The organism is Streptomyces sp. NPDC056061 (genome assembly GCF_042266885.1).
GTDB lineage: Bacteria > Actinomycetota > Actinomycetes > Streptomycetales > Streptomycetaceae > Streptomyces.
The window spans coordinates 95,702-112,829 of record NZ_JBHJWQ010000022.1 but is presented as its reverse complement, the minus strand read 5'-3'; the positions used below and the strand labels follow the sequence as shown (position 1 = coordinate 112,829).

Sequence of the window (17,128 nt, the reverse complement as noted above, 5' to 3'; positions counted from 1 at the left end):
GGGTGGCCCGCACGCCGCCCCGGGCGGAAGGACCGGAGCGGGTCCGCCCGGTCGGAGGTCACCCGACGGGCACTCAGCCGAGCTGGGGCTGGACCTGGGACGAGATCAGCTCCAGGTGCTCCAGGTCCTCCAGGTCCAGGACCTGGAGATAGATGCGCGACGCCCCGATCGCACCGTACCGGCCGATCTTGTCGACCACCTCCGCCGGCGAACCTGCGAGCCCGTTCGCCTTCAGCTCCTCCACCTCACGGCCGATGACGGAGGCGCGGCGTGCCACCTCGGCGTCGTTCTTGCCGACGCAGACGACCAACGCGTTGGAGTACGTCAGGTCGTCCGGCTCGCGGCCGGCCGCACGGGCCGCCTCCCTGACCCGCCCGAACTGCTTCTCACTGTCCTCCAGCGACGCGAAGGGGATGTTGAACTCGTCCGCGTACTTCGCGGCCAGCCTCGGTGTACGTGTCGCTCCGTGGCCACCGATCAGGATCGGCACCTTGGTCTGCGCGGGCTTGGGCAGGGCGGGCGAGTCGGTCAGCTGGTAGTAGGTGCCGTCGAAGTCGAACTTCTTGCCGATCTCGGTCGCCCACAGCCCGGTGACGATCTCCAGCTGCTCCTCCAGCCTGCCGAACTTCTCCTTCGGGAACGGGATGCCATAGGCCTTGTGCTCCTCCTCGAACCAGCCCGCGCCCAGTCCGAGCTCGACGCGCCCGCCGGACATCCGGTCGACCTGTGCGACCTGGATGGCGAGCACGCCGGGGAGTCGGAAGGTCCCCGCCGTCATCAGTGTGCCGAGACGGATCCGCTTGGTCTCCCGTGCCAGCCCGGCCAGGGTGATCCAGGCGTCGGTCGGGCCGGGCAGGCCGTCCCCCGGTCCCATGCGGAGGTAGTGGTCGGAACGGTAGAAGGCGTCGAAGCCGAGGTCCTCGGCCGCCTTGGCGACGGTGAGCAGGGTGTCGTAGTCGGCCCCTTGCTGGGGCTCGGTGAAGATTCGAAGATCCATGCGTCCATCCTGCACCTATGGACGCCGGTCGTTCCTCCCCGCCTCCTTCCCCCGGGCCACCACCGGCCCGGTGCCGGGACCCGTCCGGTCCTCACCGCGCACCCCGCGCTTCCCGGCCCCGGCCGCCCACGGACCGTGCGGGCCGTTCGCGGAAATCCGCGCGGCCACGATGCTCCAGTCGGTCACGGTCCGCACCGGCACGGAGCCCCGAAGGATCAGGACCGGCCCGCCGCCGAACCTGCCGAACCGCGGATCTCGCCGTACGGGCCGTCCCGCTCCCGGCCGCGCTCCAGATCCTGCTGCCGTTCGCGCTCCTGTTCGTCGAGGCGCCGCAGCATTCCGTGTACCCGGTCCATCGACTCGTCGGCCGCGTCGATCGCCTCCATGCACTGCCAGTAGAGCGCCTGTTCGTCGGTCTCGCAGGCCACTTTGACCAGTGCCATCCCGACCTCTCCGAGCAAGGTGCCCAGCCCGGTCAACGTCGTCCGAGGCTCGGCGAGCGCGGAGAGCTGCGCGGCCCGCGCCACCTGGGCCCGTGCCACCGGATGGTCCAGCGGCCCGCCACTCCTCCCGCCGATCTCGCTGAGCCCGCGCGCCTCGCCCCGTAACTCCTTGGGACCGTCCACCGCCAGCCTGCTGCCGATCGCCTGGGCGAGCACCTGGGCCTGCCATGCCTCGGCGATGGTGTCCGGTGTGCCCCGGCTCTGTGCCAGCGCACGCCGACTGACTCCGACAAGCCTCTCCGCTTCCATGCGTTACCCCCATCCGTACGAAAAGCCGCTCAACTCATCCATTACCCACAGTGAGGGCACCGGTACCGGAAAGCCAGGGGAATTCGGAAATCTGTGGACAGGAATTCAACTGTGCACAAGTTGATCACTCCGAAGAGTGACGATGCCGGGCCTCGTCGCCCTCCGGACGCTCCGGGACCGGGAAGCGGACCTCGTTCCGGTCGATCTTCTCCGCCAGTGCCGTCGGCGCGTCGATCCCCAACACCTCGCAGAATTGCAGCAGATAGGCGAGGACGTCCGCGACCTCGTCCGCCACCCGGTGGGCCGTTTCGGCGTCCTCCATCACCCGCGCCGACTCGTCCGGAGTCAGCCACTGGAAGATCTCGACGAGTTCGGACGCCTCGACGCTCAAGGCCGTCGCCAGGTTCTTCGGGGTGTGGTACTTCTCCCAGCCACGTGCGGCCGCGAACGCGGCGAGTCGCTGCTGCAGGGCTCGTACATCAAGTTCTGTCACCGCTCCAGGTCTACCACCGTCGCCCCGGCCGTCTCCCGGGCCCCCTCAGCACCGCGTTCCGTGACCGTGCCCACCAGCCCGATGTGCCCGGCTGCCGCGACCGTGACCGCGAGTTCCAACAACCCGCGCACCTGCCGCCCGTCCAGGTCGCGGTCGAAGCCGTCGGCCAGCACGGTGAGGGTCTGCATGGCCGACGGCACCTCTCCCGCGGCATCCACCGCCAGCACCCCGGGGCCGACGAGCAGCACCAGGGCATGCGCGAGATACCTCAGTTCGCTGTCGCCCAGGCGGTCGAGCGGTGTGGTGCGGCCCGGCCCGCGCCCGACCGTCGCGCGCAGCAGCCCGTCCGCCGTCCGCTCCACCCCCAGCGCGGTGACCGGTCCGGCGCAGCCCGCGTGGGCGGCGGCGACCAGTCGGGCGTGCCGCCGGGAGCAGTCGGCGCGCGTGCGTTCCAGCACGGCCGCGAGGTTGCCGCAGCCCCGGCGGAGCCGGTCGTCACCCGCCGGCACCGGGGCGCGCATCCGCGACGGCTGCGGCGCGCAGGGGAAGACCGACCTCAGGGCCACCACCGTCTGCTCCGCGGCGGCCAGGACCTGTAACTGTCCCGCGGTCCTGCCCGCCACGCGCAACGGCAGCAAGGACGTTCCGAGCCGGTCGTCGGGCAGCGGGGCCCGGGTGACCGGAACCGTTCCGCCGGTGTGCCAGGCGGCCTGGACCATCGGCCGTCCCGGGTCGCGCAAGGCGGTGGCGAGCAGGGTCTCGCCGCCGCCGGTGAGACGTTCACCGACGATTCGGAGGGTCGGTTCCGCCTGCACGGCGACGTCGAGCCGCACCGGCCCCGCCGGTCCGTCGGTCGTGCAGCCGATCCGGAACCCGCGCCGGCCCTGCGCATCGGCCGCGGCGCCCTCCGGCACACAGCCCACCGGATCCGGGAACACCTCGGCGAGGGATTCCCCGCCGCCCAGCCGGGCCAGCGCCTCGTACGCCCGCAGCGCGCTCGACTTGCCGCTGCCGCCGGGGCCGGTGAAGAACGTGACCGGGCCGAGGGAGAACGCGGCGCCGCGATGCGAGGCGAAGGCGGACAGCCGCAGTTCGGTGACGACAGGTCCGGCCCGGCGGACGGGCCCGGTGGCACGGAGCGGGTCCGGAGCACGGACGGGCTCCTCGGCACGGACGCGGACTGCGGAGATCGGCGGGCCCGCCGCACGGGTCGGCGTACCGGAGGAGGGCAGTGCGGCGTCGGCCCCCGGGAGGAGTGCGGTCATGGGCGGACGGTACGCGGACGGGGGCAGGAGAACCGTTCCGCCTGAACGACCTTCCTACGATCGGGCTACGCCCGCTCCGGCGATCCGGAATGGGCGGCGCTCCCCCGCCCGCGGAGACCCTTCCCGCCCGGCCCGATCGTGCTCCGGATCCCGGCGGAACACCGACGGACATCCGGCCCCCGCGTCCGGTCGGCACCCGGGCCGACGGACGAACCACCCCGGCGCGGCGACCCTGTCACGAGCCGGGAATCCCCGCCGCCGCGGCGGCTCCCTCGACCTCCATGCCGACCGGGGACAGCAGGAAGACGTTCCGGTCGACCCGGTGCATACCGCTGCCGAGCCCGAAGACGACCCCACTGGTGAAGTCCAGGATGCGCTTGGCCACGTCCGATTCGGCGCTGGTCAGATCGAGCAGCACCGGGACCTGCGCGACCAGGTACTCCGCCACCTCCCGCGCGTCCGCGAAGACCTGGACCCGGAGCACCACGAGGCGCCGCTGTTCGGCCTCCGGCATCTTGTCGGGAACCGTGCGGTGGTCGACCCGGGACGGCCACGCGTCGCGGCTGCGCAGCGGCACGACCTGGGCAAGCCCCTCCCACTGCTCGTCCGTGACGTCGTACCTGTCATATCTGCTCACCGGACCACCCCGTCTGTGCTTCGGTCGGCGTTGCGCCCGCTGCGCTCGCTGTTCATCGGGCAATTCTCTCGTCCCTCACCCGTTCGGCGTACCACCGACACGGTTCACGGGCCGATCGGCACCGCCGCCGCGCCGTCCTGAAGGTCCGTTGCGGCCTCGTCCGGGCCCGATGTCGCACTCATGTCGACCGGAGTGAAACGTACCGGAAGGCGGGCCAGGGCTCGATGGAAGGGTCCGGGTCGCCAGGCCAGCCGGTCGACCGGCACGTCCAGTTCGGTGTCGCACAACTGGCTGGTGAGCTGCTCGATCGCGGTCATGGCGATGAGCAGCGCGGGCTGCTTGGCCGGGCACCGGTGCGGGCCCGCCGACCAGGCGAGGTGGGCACTGGACCCGGAGCGGGTCCCGGGGGCCGAGGAGCCGGGCTCGGCCTGGGTGTTGGCCGCCGCGTAGGAGACCAGGAGCAGTTGCCCGGCGCGCAGCCGGACGCCGTGGAACTCCGTGTCGTGGCGCGGGTAGTGGGCCGCGAGGTTGGCCAGTGGCGGGTCCTGCCAGAGCACTTCGTCAATCGCCTGATGCGCCGTCATCGCGCCACCGTGCAGCGAGCCCGCGTAGCGGGCGTCGGTGAGCATGTGCAGCAGGGCGTTGCCGATCAGGTTGGTCGTCGGGTCGTGGCCCGCACTCATGATCAGTGTGATCTGACGCACGGTCTCGTCGTTGTCGAGGCCCGCCGGATGGGCGAGGAGGTAGGAGGTCAGGTCGCGGCGCGGCCGGGCGCGCCGGGCCGCTACCAGTTCCGTGACGACCTGCACGAAGTCGGCGTAGGCGGTGGTGGCGTCCTCGGCCGAGTTGAACATGCCGGCGATGCCGTTGACGATGCGTTCCGCGTCGCCCGCCGGCACGCCGAACCAGGTGGCGAAGACGTGCAGCGGGAGACGTCGGGCGTACTGGGCGATCAGGTCGCCCCTGCCGGTGGCGGCGAACTCGCCGATGAGCCGCTGGGCGACCCGGGCGACCTCGGCCCGCAGGACGTGCGGCTCGATCAGGGCGAGGCCGTCGTTGATGGCCCGGCGGTAGCGGGCGTGCACCTCTCCGTCGCTGAACAGCGCGGTCGGCCGGTAGCCGAGCATCGGCAGGACCGGTGAGTCGTCGGGGACGGTGGCCTGCCAGGCGCGCGGGTCCTTGGTGAAGGTGTGGGTGTCGCGCAGCAGGTCGACGGCGGCCTGGTAGTCGGTGACCAGGAGGGCGTCGATGCCGGGGGCGAGCCGGACGGGGGCCAGCGGGCCGTGCTCGCGCAGGCGCCGGTAGTGGCCGCGCGGGTCGGCGGCGAAGTCCGGGCCGTACAGCGCGAGGGGCTGCGGGGGCGGTACGAGCGGTGTCATGACGGGTCCTCGGGCCGGGGCAGGCCGGTCAGCACGTGTTCGGCCAGCGCGATCAGCGCGTCGATGCTGCCGCGGCGCTCACGGGCGTCGCACTGCACCAGCGGGGTCTCGGGGGCGAGGTCGAGGTGTTTGCGCAGGACCTCGTCGCTGTGGGCGGGGGCGTCGGGGAAGCGGTTGACGGCGACCGCGTACGGCAGCCCCTGCTCCTCGACCATGTCCATGACGGCGAAGGAGTCGGCGAGCCTGCGGGTGTCCACCAGGACGAGCGCGCCGAGCGCGCCACGGGCGATGTCCTCCCAGAGCGGGAGGAACCGCTGCTGGCCCGGGGTGCCGAACAGGTAGAGCACCAGGTCGTCGAGGACGGTGAGCCGGCCGAAGTCGACGGCCACGGTGGTCGTGGTCTTGTCCGGCAGGCCCGCGGTGTCGTCGAACCGGGTGCTGGACTGGGTCATCGCCTCTTCGGTGTGGAGCGTGGCGATCTCCGACAGCGTGCGGATCAGGGTGGTCTTGCCCACGCCGAACGGACCCGTGACGACGATCTTCATCAGGGTCCGGGCGGCGGGCGGGAGGTACCCGACGCCGACGCGGTCAGTGGAGGGAGCGGAGTCCAACGAGCAGCCTCTCGACGAGCGACCGGTCGATCTCCCCGGCGCTGGGGATGGGCGGTCGGGTGTGCAGATGTCCGGCGGCCGCGAGGTCCGTGGCCAGGAAGACGGTCGCGCTCACCGGAAGGTCCAGATGGGCCGCGCATTCGACGACGGTGAGCGCGCCCGGTTCGAGCAGTTCGCAGAGTCTGCGCTGCTCCGAACCGGTGTCCGGCGGCAGGTCCGTGTCGGTGCGCACCAGCACGGCCAGCCGGTCGAGCGCGCGGCCGGCGGGCCGGGACCGGCCACCGGTGACCAGGTAGGCGGGTATCAGGCGGCGTCCTCGGCCGGCGGTCACGGCCGGGCGGCGCTGTCCGGTTGGCGGGCGGGGGCGTTCATCGCCCGGGTCAGGGCGGTGACCTGTACCTGCATCTGGTAGGCGATGTCACCGAGCTTGGCCCCGGGTTCCGCGAACAGGGCGAGCGTGGTGTTGTTCCCGGCCGGCACGACGATGGCGAAGCCCTGGTCGGACTCGACGACGGTCTGCGCCAGGCCGGGGGCCTCGACGTCGGTGAAGGCCGTGGTGAAGGCGCGGGCCGCGGCGTGCAGCGTGGCAGTCATGGCGGCGACCCGCTCGCCGGAGGCCCGGTCCAGGTCGGGGGACGCGCCCTCGACGAGGCCGTCACCGGTGGCGACCACGGCGTGCTGGACCCCGGGGAGTTCCAGCAGGGGGGTCAGCACCCATGCGAGGTCACCTGTGGTGGGGGTGGGGGCGCTCACGTCTCGTCTCCTTGCTCGTCCTGGCGGTTGTGGTGGTCCTGGTCGTCCGGTGCCGGTGCGGCGGGGCGCCGGACGACGCTCCTGCCGTTGAGGGTGCCCTGTTGCAGGGCCGCCCAGGAAGCCTCCGCCTGCTCCGGTGTGCGGGACACCCGGTCGCGGTCCGGGCCGGCGGACGCGGCGGCCGGTGTCCGGGCCGGGGCGGGACGGGGCGTGCGGCGCCGCCGGGTCGGGAGCCCGGTGGACGGGTCGGCGGCGGGGGCGGGCCCGGGAACGGCCGCGGCCCGGGGGGCCGCCTCCTCGGCACGCGCCGCGGCCTCGGGCCGCGCTGCCGCCGGTGCCCGGTCGGCGGGGCCGGACTCGGCGACTCCGGCGGGCGGGGCCGCGGACGCCGCCGCGGGGGCGGGCGTCGTGCCGAGTGCCCGGACGGGTGCGGGGGCGAGCACGGACAGGGTGCGCTCGTCCTCCAGCACGATCAGCAGATGGGCCGGGACCCGGAGCATCGTGCGCATGCCGCCGAACGGGGATGCCTCGATGTGGCAGTCGAATCCGTACTGGGCCACGAGCCGGCCGACGACGGCGAAGCCGGTCTGCGGCGGGTCGCCCAGCTCGGTCAGCAGCACTTCGGACGGACCGGCCAGCAGGGCGCGGGCCCGGGCCAGCGCGTCGTCGTCCATGCCGATGCCGCCGTCGTCGACGACCAGGAACGCGCCGCGCCCACCGCTCTGCTGGATCGTCACGTGGACGTCGGTGTCCGGGTGCGAGTACGCGGTGGCATTGGCCAGTAGTTCGGCGAGCGCGATGGCGAGCGGTTCGGCGGCGCGGGCGACGAGCGCGAGCCGTTCGTCGCGCAGGTGGTTGGCGACCTTGATCCGTTCGTAGCCGGCGACGCGGGACTGGGCACCGAGCACGATCTCGACGAGCGGCGAGTTCTGCCGGGCGAGCCCGGGCCAGGCGTCGCACAGCACGGCGGTGGTCTGGGTGCGCCGCAGCGCCAGTTCGTTGCGGAAGTCCAGTTGCAGGATCCGCGGGTCGTCGTACTCGTGCTGGAGCTCGTGGAGGAGTTGCTGGGACTGGTTGAGCAGGGACTGGATCTTGGCGGAGGTGCCGCGCATCGCCGCACGCGCCGCGGCGTCCACCCGGCCGCGCTCCTCGACGACCGCCGTACGGACGGCCTGTACGGACTCGGTGAGCAGCCGGGCGGCCTCGCCGTCGATCTCGGCCGCCTCCCGCAGTCCGGGGACCGGCGCGGTGGGGTGGGAGAGCGCGAGGGCGGCGGCGGGTATGCGCCGCCGGGCGAGTTGCCGGATCTCGTCGGTGAGGGCGGCGGTACGGGCCTCGGCGGCCTTCGCCTGCCGTTCGGCGGCCTCGGCGCGGGTCAGCGCCAGCTGTTCCGAGCGTGCCGCGTTCTGTGCGCGGACGGCCGCCGCCACGGCGGCCGCGGCGGCGATCACCGCCAGGATCCATCCCATGCCGTCACCGCGTTTCTGTAGTCGGACCGGTCTTCGGCCGGTTCGGTCTTCGTCCCGGCCGGGGGTCCGGGCGGAGCCGGTCCCCGGTGCGGGCCGCTGCGGGGGTGGTGCTCACTGCTCCGCCGCACCACCCGGGTCGCGGGATTCCTCGACCTCCCGGGCGACCACGGCGACATCGGTCATCACCTGAAGCACACCGGGCAGTTCGGAACCGTCCAGGTGCCGGTACTCGCTGCCGATGGTCACCACCAACCGCTCCGGAAGCCCCAGCTCCGGGTAGCGGCCCTCACCGATCACGCGGCGGGCCGCCTCCAGGGCCGGCACGCCCGCGGTGTGGAAGGCGTGGGCGCGCTCGCGCACGTACTCCAGGTAGACGATGTGTTCGCGCACCCCGGCCCGGTCGAGCACCGGCCCGTGCCCGGGAACGATGATCTCGGCGCCGGTGTCCAGGACCCGCTCGCAGGCGGCGATCACGTTGTCCAGCGGGCCCGCCCAGTGCACCGGGTGGTCGCCCGGCTGCGCGGAGCTGGAGGAGAAGATGACGTCCCCGCTGAACACGGCGCCCTGCGCGGGCAGATGGACCATCAGGTCACCTGTGGTGTGCGCGGACGGCAGGGCGGAGATCCGGACCGGGTACTCCCCCAGGGTGAGTTCGAGCTCGCCGGTGAAGTAGGTGGTGGGGTGCACCGGCTCGGTCCGCGACCAGTCGAAGGGGCCGAAGTGGCGTGCCAGGTAGGCGCCGAGCGCGGACTCCCGGTCGCCGCCGGTGACGAGCGCGTGCTGCTGCTTCGGCGTCGGCTCGTAATGGATGTGCTCCCGGGCCTCCCGGGTGGCGATGATCTCCGCGTCCGGCAGCACACCGGCGCCCCAGAAGTGGTCGCCGTTGGCGTGCGTGACGATCACCCGGTCGATCCGGGCCCCGTCGGGCAGCCGCCTGGTGGACTCGGCGAGGAACTGGCCGGCCAGCAGTGTGTCGTAGGGGGTGTCGATCCAGAGCGCGCCGCGGGGCGAGACGAGCAGGCCGCAGTTGGCCAGCCCCCAGCCCCGTTTCGGCGGGAGCCAGGCGTACAGGCCACGTCCCAGGTCAACGACTTCCCCACCCGTGATCGACATGGACGCGATTATGCCGACCACGTTCCGGCCATGCGTTCGAACTCGGTCACAATTGGGTTCCGTTGGCGCAAAATCACAGCTCACCCGGATCGACGGCGGCGCATCGGCGACCCTACGGAACCGACATTCCACCACCCCATACGGGACCTCTCACTCCATTCACGACATTTCGCCCGACTGCCCCACGCGCCGGTCCCGACCGCTGTCGGGCCGTCGTCAAACCCGAGGGCGCCGATTACCCACCGAGCATGGCTGAAAACAATCGCCCCGAGCCGGGGGGCCGCGTCGTGGGACGACGGTCCCCGCGGACCCGGGGCGACTTGTGGCGGCGGGCCGCCGTCAGCGGACCTGGCCGCGCTCGAAGTATGCGATCAGCTCCGGGGCGAGGGCCGGCACGTCGTACGGCGCGCCGCCCTCGCGCAGCGAACGGGTGGCGAGCACCCCGGCGGCCACGCTCATCCGCGCGGCGACCGGCGAGGTGTCGGTGACACCGCCGTCGCGCACGAAGCGGCAGAACTCCTCCATGATCCGAGTGTCGCCGCCGCCGTGCGAGCCTCCGGCGTCCGGCACCCGGTAGGTGATGTCGGCCTCGCGCCGGTATCCGCTGGGGCCGGTGTTCCAGACCCTGACCTCGTCTCCGGGACCGTCGCCGAAGTTCTCCAGGCGGCCCCGGGTGCCGATGACCGTGTAGTTCCGCCAGTAGTCCGGGGTGAAGTGGCACTGCTGGTAGGCGGCCACGACGCCGTTGTCGAGCTGCATGTTCATCACCGAGACGTCCTCGATGTCCACGATGTGGTGCAGGTCCTTGCGGTCCGTCGGCGGCCAGTCGAACTCGCGCAGCCAGTTCTCCGGGCGGGGGGTGTCCGGCTCGCGGCGCGGCAGATCGCCGTAGACGAGGAGATCGCCGAGCGCGTTGACGCGGCGGGTGTAGCCGCCCGCCAGCCAGTGCAGGACGTCGATGTCGTGGGCGGCCTTCTGGAGCAGCAGGCCGGTGGTACGGGTCCGGTCGGCGTGCCAGTCCTTGAAGTAGTAGTCACCGCCGTAGCCGACGAAGTGCCGTACCCACACGGTCTTCGGCTCGCCGATGTCGCCGCGGGCGATGATGTCGCGCATGAGGCGCACGACACCCATGTGACGCATGTTGTGTCCGACGTACAGCCGGGTGCCGGTCTCGTACGCCGCGCGCAGGATGTTGTCGCAGCTCTCGACGGTGATGCCGAGCGGCTTCTCGACGAAAACCGCCTTGCCGGCGCGCAGCGCGTCGATGGCGATCGTCTCGTGGGTGTCGTCGGGGGTGGCGACGATGATCGCGTCGATGTCGTCCCGGCCGAGGAGCAGCTTGTAGTCCTCGACGGCGAGATCGGTGCCGAAGCGCTCGGCCTCGCGGCGGCGCACCTCGGGGTCGAGGTCGCAGACGGCGGTGATCGCCGACCCCTTGCCGGGGTGGTGGGCGGACGTCGCGATGGAGCGGCGCAGGCCGAGCCCGATGACGCCGAGGCGCAGATCTGACACGGTGTTCCCTTCTGTCTGTGCGGGTGGTGCGGGCCGTTGGGGAGGCGGGGCTACTTGCCGGCGAGCGACGCCTCGTACTCGGCGCGCATCTTGTCACCGCCGCCGGAGCGCCACTTGCGCAGCTCGTCCTGGAAGGCGGAGATCGGCTTGCGGCCCGCGATGATGTCCTTCTGGACGTCGCTCATGGCCGTGGTGAGCGAGGCGCCCTTGCGGGTGTACGTGTCGGAGAAGTGGCCGCTGACCGGGCTCGACTGGCTGATCTTGAGGAGTTCCTGCTGCCAGCCGTGGATGCGGCCGGCCAGCTCCGCCTTGCCCGGCAGGTAGATGTACTCGGGTCCGGCGGCCAGGAAGGCGAGCGGCATGGCGGTGGTGACGGCCTCGGCGTTGCCCTTGTCGGTGAGCTGCACGTCGCCGTCCTTCGTGCGGGTGAAGTGCGTGCCCTCGATGCCGTTGTCGAGGAAGAGCCGTTCCTCGGTGCCGAAGGGCGCGGCCAGGTAGTCCAGCACGCCGAGCAGCATCTCGACCCGCTCGGCGTCCGCCTTCTTGTTGATGGCGGTGTAGCCGACCGAGCCGTAGCCCATGCTGTACCGCGGCTTCGCTCCGGAGGTGGCGGCGAACGGCACGATGACGCCGAACGGGAAGTCGTAGGTCTTGGCGTCCACCAGGAAGCTGGGGAAGGACTGCACGTACGCGCCGAGCGAACCCTGGGCCATCTTCTCCATCGTGGTGGAGAGGTTGGGGTCGGGCCAGAAGAGACCGGCCTCGGCCACCTTCAGGCCGAACGCCAGGGCCTCCTGGTACTCCTCGGTCTCGTACATGTGGGTGAGCTTGCCGCCCTCCAGCCGCCAGCCCGCGGGGGCGCCGAACCACTGGGCGAACATGCCGACATGGTTCACGTACTGCGGTTCCAGGACGTACTTGTTCCGCTTGGCGTCGAGCAGTTCCTTGCCCTTGGCGAGGAAGTCCTCGGCGCTGGTGAACTCCGCGCCGCCGACCGGCTTCCAGAAGTCCTGGTTGACGACGTAGACCTGGCCCATGGAGCCGTAGGCGACGGTGACGCCGCGGATCTTGCCGTTGATCACGGCGGTCTTCCATGCGGTGGTCGGCAGGTTCGCCAGGTTGGGGTACTTCTTGACGGCGTCGCCGGACAGGTGCGGCGTGAGGTCGTGGAACTTGGCGTCCAGCAGCTCGGGCACCCGCTGGATGCCCTGGTTGGGCGGGAACCAGACCAGGTCGGGGATGTCGCCGCTGGCCATCATGGCATTGAACTTGGTCAGGTAGGCGTCGACGCCCTGGTCGACGACGATCGTCATGTCGAACCGCGCCCCGAGACGCTTGTTCAGCTCCTGCCAGTAGGCGTTCTTCGCCTGCGGCGGTGCGGGGGTGGTGAAGGTCTCGGTGAGGGCGGTGATGCGGCTGGCGTCGCCGGGCGCCTTGGCCACCGACTTCGTCAGCTGCTTCGGGTAGCGCAGGTAGGTGGCGTCGAGTCCGGCCGCGTTGCCCGCGAGGTCGGCGGGGGCGGTCTGCACGGGGACGTACGCCGGAAGCTTCAGCTTGGCCGACGCCTTGGCCCCGCCCTTGCTGATGGTGGCGCCGCTGCCGCAGGCCGTGAGGGACGTCAGACCGGCGACGGTGAGACCGGCGATACCCGCCGCGCCCATGAAACCGCGCCTGGACAGGTTGGTGGACATGGAGGTGCTCCTAGGAATGTGCGAAGTGCGTGGGGCCGCCGCGGCGGCGGGTCCGGTGCGGGCGGGCGGGCCGCTCAGCCCTTGATCGCCCCGGTGAGGACGCCCTTGACGAAGAACTTCTGCAGGAAGGGGTAGACGCAGAGAATGGGCACGATGGCGATGATCAGCACAGCCATCTGCAACGAGGTGGCGGGCGGGATCGCGTGGACGCCCATGGCCTGTGCGTTGATGCTCTGGCCGTTCAGGACGTAGCTGCGCAGGATCACCTGGATGGGGAACTTGCTGGAGTCGTTGAGGTAGAGCACCGCGTTGAAGAAGCTGTTCCAGTAGCCGACCGCGTAGAAGAGTCCGACCACGGCGAGGACCGCCTTGGACAGCGGCAGGACGATCCGCAGAAGGACGGTCCACTCGCCCGCGCCGTCGATCCGCGCGGCGTCGTACAACTCCTCCGGGATGCTCTGGAAGAACGAGCGCACGACCACGATGTTGAACGCGTTGAGCAGGACCGGGAGGATCAGCGCGGCGTAGGTGTCGAGCATCTTGAACTGCTGGACGGCCAGGTACGTCGGGATGATGCCCGGGGCGAAGAGGAAGGTGCCCAGCACCAGCAGCAGGATCGGCTTGCCGAGAACGGTCCCGGGCCGCGAGGTGCCGTACGCGATCATCACCGTGCACGCCAGGCTCAGCGCCGTGCCGATCAGGGTGATGCAGATGGAGACCAGCGCGGCCTGGGTGACGACCCCGCCGGAGAGGATGACGCGGTACGCCTCCACCGTCGGGTGCTTGGGGATCAGGACGTACCCGCCGTTGGCGTTGAGTTCCTCGCGGCCCGCGAGGCTGGTGCCGATGGCCAGGACGAACGGGTAGAGCACGATCACGGTCAGCACGATCAGGGCGAGCGCCTTCGCGCCCTGCCCGTACCAGTGCGGGCGTTCCATCCACGGCGGGCGGCCGGACGAGGCGCGTCGGCGCTCGGCGCCGCCGGGCCCGAACCGGGCGGTGCGCAGCCGCGCGGCGACGGTCTTGCGGGGTTCGAGGGTCTGCTGACTCATCGGTACACTCCCTGCTCACCGAAGCGGTGGGCCAGCTTGTTGGCGGCGAGGATGAGGGCGAATCCGATGACGCCCTTCATGAGACCCGCGGCCGTGCTCATCCCCCAGTCGCCGTCGATGACGCCGTGGAAGTAGACGTAGGTGTCCATGACTTCGGACGCGTCCGCGCCGACGGCGTCCCGCTGCAGGATGATCTGCTCGAAGCCGACCGAGAGGATGTCGCCGAGCCGGAGGATCAGCAGCATGAGGATCACCGGCCGGATGCCCGGCAGGGTGATGTGCCAGATCCGGCGCAGCCAGCCGGCCCCGTCCATGGCGGCGGACTCGTACTGGCCGGTGTCGATCGAGGCGATGGACGCCAGGAAGATGATGGTCCCCCAGCCGCAGTCCTTCCAGATGGCCTGGGCGGTGATCAGCAGCTTGAAGGTGTCGGGGTTCGTCATCACGTTGCCGATGGTGATCCCGTGTTCCATCAGGAACGTGGTGACCGAACCGGCGCCGCCGAGCACCTGCTTGAACATCGCGACCACGACGACCCAGGACAGGAAGTGCGGCAGGTACACGACGGTCTGGATGAACCGCTTGATCTTCTCGCTGATCAGCGAGTTGAGCAGCAGGGCCAGGGCGATCGGCGCGGGGAAGTAGAGCAGCAGCTGGATCGCAGTGATCTGGAGGGTGTTGGAGACCGCGCTCCAGAAGTCCGGTTCGGCGAGCAGCGCGGTGAAGTTCGCGAGGCCGACGAACGGGCTCTCCTTGAAGCCCAGGAACGGCTGGTAGTCCTGGAAGGCGATGACGTTGCCCGCGAGCGGCAGGTAGAAGAAGAGCACGAAGTACAGGACGCCGGGCAGGCAGAACAGCAGGAGCGTCCTGTCCCGCTTGAGGCGGTGCCGAAGCGGCTGGCGTATGCGTATGTCTTTGCGCTTCTTCCCGGCGGAGCCATCCGCGTCGTCGGGGTCATGGGGCTGCGGCACAGGCGACCGCACGGCCGAGACCGGCGCATCTGCCGTCGTCACAGGCACCTCCAGGGCTGATGGAGCAGGGGAGTGTCCCGCATGCACGGAGGCGGGCCCGCCCCGTCGGGGTGCGACCGGCGCCCCCTCGCGGCGACAGGCACATATTTCACGACGCTGCGCCCTGATGGCAAGAGTTGTTCATTTCGCACAGGTAACGAACATCTATTGACATAGAAAAAGTTACCGTCGCGACCCCATGACCCCTCCGAGCGGCCTGGGATGACCCGAAATAGGGCAGCCAACCGGCATGAAAGCGACAGCGGACGGCCCGTCAGGAAGGTTGCGAGGCGGACCCGCTCCCCCATGTGACGGCGATCTGGGGTGCTCGATCATGCACTGGAGATGCCTTCTGCCAACACCCCCGAGCAAGGACATCAAAGGTGATGCGCCCCTGTTTCAGGCGCGTCGTCCTGCTTCGTCCATGCGCACGCACAACGGCGGGCCGCCACCCTCCGGGGTGACGGCCCGCCGTTGTGCGGAACGGCTCAGACGGCGACGACCGTGACACCGGCCTCCGTGAAGCGGGCAGCGGCCTCGGGCGTGATCCCCTTGTCCGTGACGAGGAAGTCCACCTGGCCGAGATCACAGACCCGGGCGAAGGCCCGCTTGCCGATCTTCGACGAGTCCGCCGCCACCACCACCCGCTGCGCCTGCTGGGCGAGCAGCCGGTTGATGCTGGCCTCGCCCTCGTGGTGGACGTAGGCGCCGCGCTCGGTGTCGATCGCGTTGACCCCCAGCACGGCCACGTCCAGCGTGATCTCCCCCAGCACCCCACTGGCCAGCGGCCCCGTCAGCTCGTACGACTGCGGCCTGACCACACCGCCGGTCACCACGATCTTGATCTGCGGGCGGATCACCAGTTCGTTGGCGATGTTGAGGGCATTGGTGACCACCGTCAGGGCCGGCTGACCGCCCGCCCCCGCCGCGGTGTCGCCGACGACATCGGAGCGCACCGCCAGCGAGCGCGCCACCTCGGTCAGCGTCGTACCGCCGGTCAGCCCCACCACCTCGCCCACCGCCACCAGTTCGGAAACGGCACGGCCGATGGCCTGTTTCTCGGGGGCGTGGCGGCCGGTCTTGTAGCGCAGCGCGAGCTCATAGCTGACGCCGTGCGCCACCGCGCCGCCGCGGGTACGCGTCAGCAGTTGCTGCTCGGCCAGCTGGTCCAGGTCGCGGCGGATGGTCGCGGCCGAGACGTCGAGGGTGGCGGCGGCGTGCTCGACCTCCACCCGGCCGTTCTTGCCGACGAGTTCCAGCAGCGCGTTCCACCGGGTTTCCCTGGACAAGAGAACTCTCCTCACCTGCCCGGGCTTCGGGCACCCATCCCCTTGGGTACGGTCACCGGACACGCGCAAGCGTGGCACAAGGCTCTGTCCAGTCAAGTCTCCTGCAAGGAGAATGCTTGATAATGCTCGTAGTACGCGTATAGCGTGCGTAAACGAGCATCCCACTACGAGTTCGGAGTGCAAAAGTGTCATTTGTCGAGATCGAGATCGCGAGTCAGCCGGAGTGCTGGCGCCGCGCCGCCGAACTGGCCGAGACCCGGGCCGCCGCCCTGCCCGCCGCCGGTGAGCGCATCGCGATCGTCGGCTGCGGCACGTCGTTCTACATGGCCCAGGCGTACGCCGCGCTCCGCGAGGGGTCCGGGCAGGGCGAGTCCGACGCCTTCGCCGCCTCGGAATTCCCCTTCGGCCGGCGCTACGACCGGGTCGTCGCGCTCACCCGCTCGGGCACCACGACCGAGGTGCTGGACCTGTTGGACCGCCTGCGCGGTGACATCCGCACGGTGGCCGTCACCGCCGACCCCGAGACCCCCGTCATGACCTCCGCGGACGACGTCGTCGTCCTGGACTTCGCCGACGAGAAGTCCGTGGTGCAGACCCGGTTCGCGACCACCGCGCTGACGCTGTTCCGCGCCCACCTCGGCCTGCACACCGATGTCGCGGTGCGCGACGCGGAAACCGCACTGGCCGAGCCGCTGCCCGAAGGACTGGTGGACTGCACCCAGTTCACCTTCCTCGGCCGGGGCTGGACGGTGGGGCTCGCCAACGAGGCCGCGCTCAAGATGAAGGAGGCGTCGCTCTCCTGGACCGAGTCGTACCCCGCGATGGAGTACCGTCACGGCCCGATCAGCATCGCCACCGACACCACCGCGACCTGGATGTTCGGCACCGCTCCCGAGGGCCTGTCGGAGCAGCTGCTCGCGACCGGGGCCCGCTGGGTGGAGAGCGACCTGGACCCGCTGGCCGATCTGGTACGCGTCCAGCGCCTGGCGGTCGCCCGCGCGACGGCCCGCGGCCTGGACCCGGACAGACCGCGCAACCTGACCCGTTCGGTGGTCCTCACGGACGCCTGACCGCCCGGTGGACATCACCGAGCGCACGTTCGGCG

17 protein-coding genes are annotated in these 17,128 nt (G+C 70.9%); 1 reads left to right on the top strand and 16 read right to left on the bottom strand.

Annotated elements, in window-relative coordinates; translation table 11 throughout:
- Positions 1–73: 73 nt before the first annotated feature.
- The 16 genes from ACFC79_RS27100 to ACFC79_RS27025 all read right to left on the bottom strand — a co-directional run bounded on the left by ACFC79_RS27100 (position 74) and on the right by ACFC79_RS27025 (position 16,023).
- A complete protein-coding gene (locus ACFC79_RS27100; RefSeq protein WP_376244942.1) occupies positions 74–997 on the bottom strand; it encodes an LLM class F420-dependent oxidoreductase in 924 nt (307 codons plus the stop codon).
- A 215-nt stretch (positions 998–1,212) separates the two neighbouring features.
- A complete protein-coding gene (locus tag ACFC79_RS27095; protein WP_376244939.1) occupies positions 1,213–1,749 on the bottom strand; it encodes a DUF6099 family protein in 537 nt (178 codons plus the stop codon).
- Positions 1,750–1,873: 124 nt separating this feature from the next.
- The gene (locus tag ACFC79_RS27090; RefSeq protein ID WP_376244936.1) at positions 1,874–2,242 is read right to left on the bottom strand and encodes a nucleotide pyrophosphohydrolase; all 369 of its coding nucleotides are present in this window, start codon (positions 2,240–2,242) and stop codon (positions 1,874–1,876) included.
- Positions 2,239–3,507, bottom strand: coding sequence for an ATP-binding protein (locus ACFC79_RS27085; RefSeq protein ID WP_376244933.1), 1,269 nt, complete (start codon positions 3,505–3,507; stop codon positions 2,239–2,241). Before ACFC79_RS27085 ends, ACFC79_RS27090 begins: the two co-directional genes overlap by 4 nt.
- A 235-nt stretch (positions 3,508–3,742) precedes the next feature.
- On the bottom strand, positions 3,743–4,144 hold the full coding sequence (locus ACFC79_RS27080) for a cell division protein SepF (RefSeq protein WP_376244930.1): 402 nt from the start codon (positions 4,142–4,144) through the stop codon (positions 3,743–3,745).
- Between the two features lie 104 nt (positions 4,145–4,248).
- Complete coding sequence (locus ACFC79_RS27075) at positions 4,249–5,523, bottom strand: cytochrome P450 (RefSeq protein WP_376244927.1); 1,275 nt, start codon at positions 5,521–5,523, stop codon at positions 4,249–4,251.
- Positions 5,520–6,134, bottom strand: a complete 615-nt coding sequence (locus ACFC79_RS27070) for an ATP/GTP-binding protein (RefSeq protein WP_376244925.1) — start codon at positions 6,132–6,134, stop codon at positions 5,520–5,522. Before ACFC79_RS27070 ends, ACFC79_RS27075 begins: the two co-directional genes overlap by 4 nt.
- A complete protein-coding gene (locus ACFC79_RS27065; RefSeq protein ID WP_376244922.1) occupies positions 6,112–6,465 on the bottom strand; it encodes a DUF742 domain-containing protein in 354 nt (117 codons plus the stop codon). Before ACFC79_RS27065 ends, ACFC79_RS27070 begins: the two co-directional genes overlap by 23 nt.
- Positions 6,462–6,887 carry a roadblock/LC7 domain-containing protein gene (locus ACFC79_RS27060; protein WP_376244920.1) on the bottom strand — a complete coding sequence of 142 codons (426 nt, stop codon included), beginning with the start codon at positions 6,885–6,887 and terminating at the stop codon, positions 6,462–6,464. Before ACFC79_RS27060 ends, ACFC79_RS27065 begins: the two co-directional genes overlap by 4 nt.
- Positions 6,884–8,356: an ATP-binding protein gene (locus tag ACFC79_RS27055; RefSeq protein WP_376244917.1), complete on the bottom strand. Its 1,473-nt coding sequence runs from the start codon at positions 8,354–8,356 to the stop codon at positions 6,884–6,886. The genes ACFC79_RS27060 and ACFC79_RS27055 overlap by 4 nt, the downstream gene beginning before the upstream one ends.
- Before the next feature lie 111 nt (positions 8,357–8,467).
- Positions 8,468–9,469: an MBL fold metallo-hydrolase gene (locus ACFC79_RS27050; RefSeq protein WP_376244915.1), complete on the bottom strand. Its 1,002-nt coding sequence runs from the start codon at positions 9,467–9,469 to the stop codon at positions 8,468–8,470.
- A gap of 339 nt (positions 9,470–9,808) precedes the next feature.
- Positions 9,809–10,981: a Gfo/Idh/MocA family protein gene (locus ACFC79_RS27045; RefSeq protein WP_376244912.1), complete on the bottom strand. Its 1,173-nt coding sequence runs from the start codon at positions 10,979–10,981 to the stop codon at positions 9,809–9,811.
- Between the two features lie 50 nt (positions 10,982–11,031).
- Entirely contained in the window at positions 11,032–12,672 is a 1,641-nt protein-coding gene (locus tag ACFC79_RS27040) for a hypothetical protein (RefSeq protein ID WP_376244909.1), read from the bottom strand.
- Positions 12,673–12,746: 74 nt separating this feature from the next.
- On the bottom strand, positions 12,747–13,724 hold the full coding sequence (locus ACFC79_RS27035) for a carbohydrate ABC transporter permease (RefSeq protein ID WP_376244906.1): 978 nt from the start codon (positions 13,722–13,724) through the stop codon (positions 12,747–12,749).
- On the bottom strand, positions 13,721–14,695 hold the full coding sequence (locus ACFC79_RS27030; RefSeq protein WP_376245039.1) for an ABC transporter permease: 975 nt from the start codon (positions 14,693–14,695) through the stop codon (positions 13,721–13,723). Before ACFC79_RS27030 ends, ACFC79_RS27035 begins: the two co-directional genes overlap by 4 nt.
- 527 nt (positions 14,696–15,222) lie before the next feature.
- Positions 15,223–16,023 carry a DeoR/GlpR family DNA-binding transcription regulator gene (locus ACFC79_RS27025; protein ID WP_376244904.1) on the bottom strand — a complete coding sequence of 267 codons (801 nt, stop codon included), beginning with the start codon at positions 16,021–16,023 and terminating at the stop codon, positions 15,223–15,225.
- A gap of 185 nt (positions 16,024–16,208) precedes the next feature.
- Between ACFC79_RS27025 and ACFC79_RS27020 the strand changes: the two genes are divergently transcribed.
- Positions 16,209–17,093, top strand: a complete 885-nt coding sequence (locus tag ACFC79_RS27020; RefSeq protein WP_376244901.1) for an SIS domain-containing protein — start codon at positions 16,209–16,211, stop codon at positions 17,091–17,093.
- Positions 17,094–17,128: the final 35 nt, after the last annotated feature.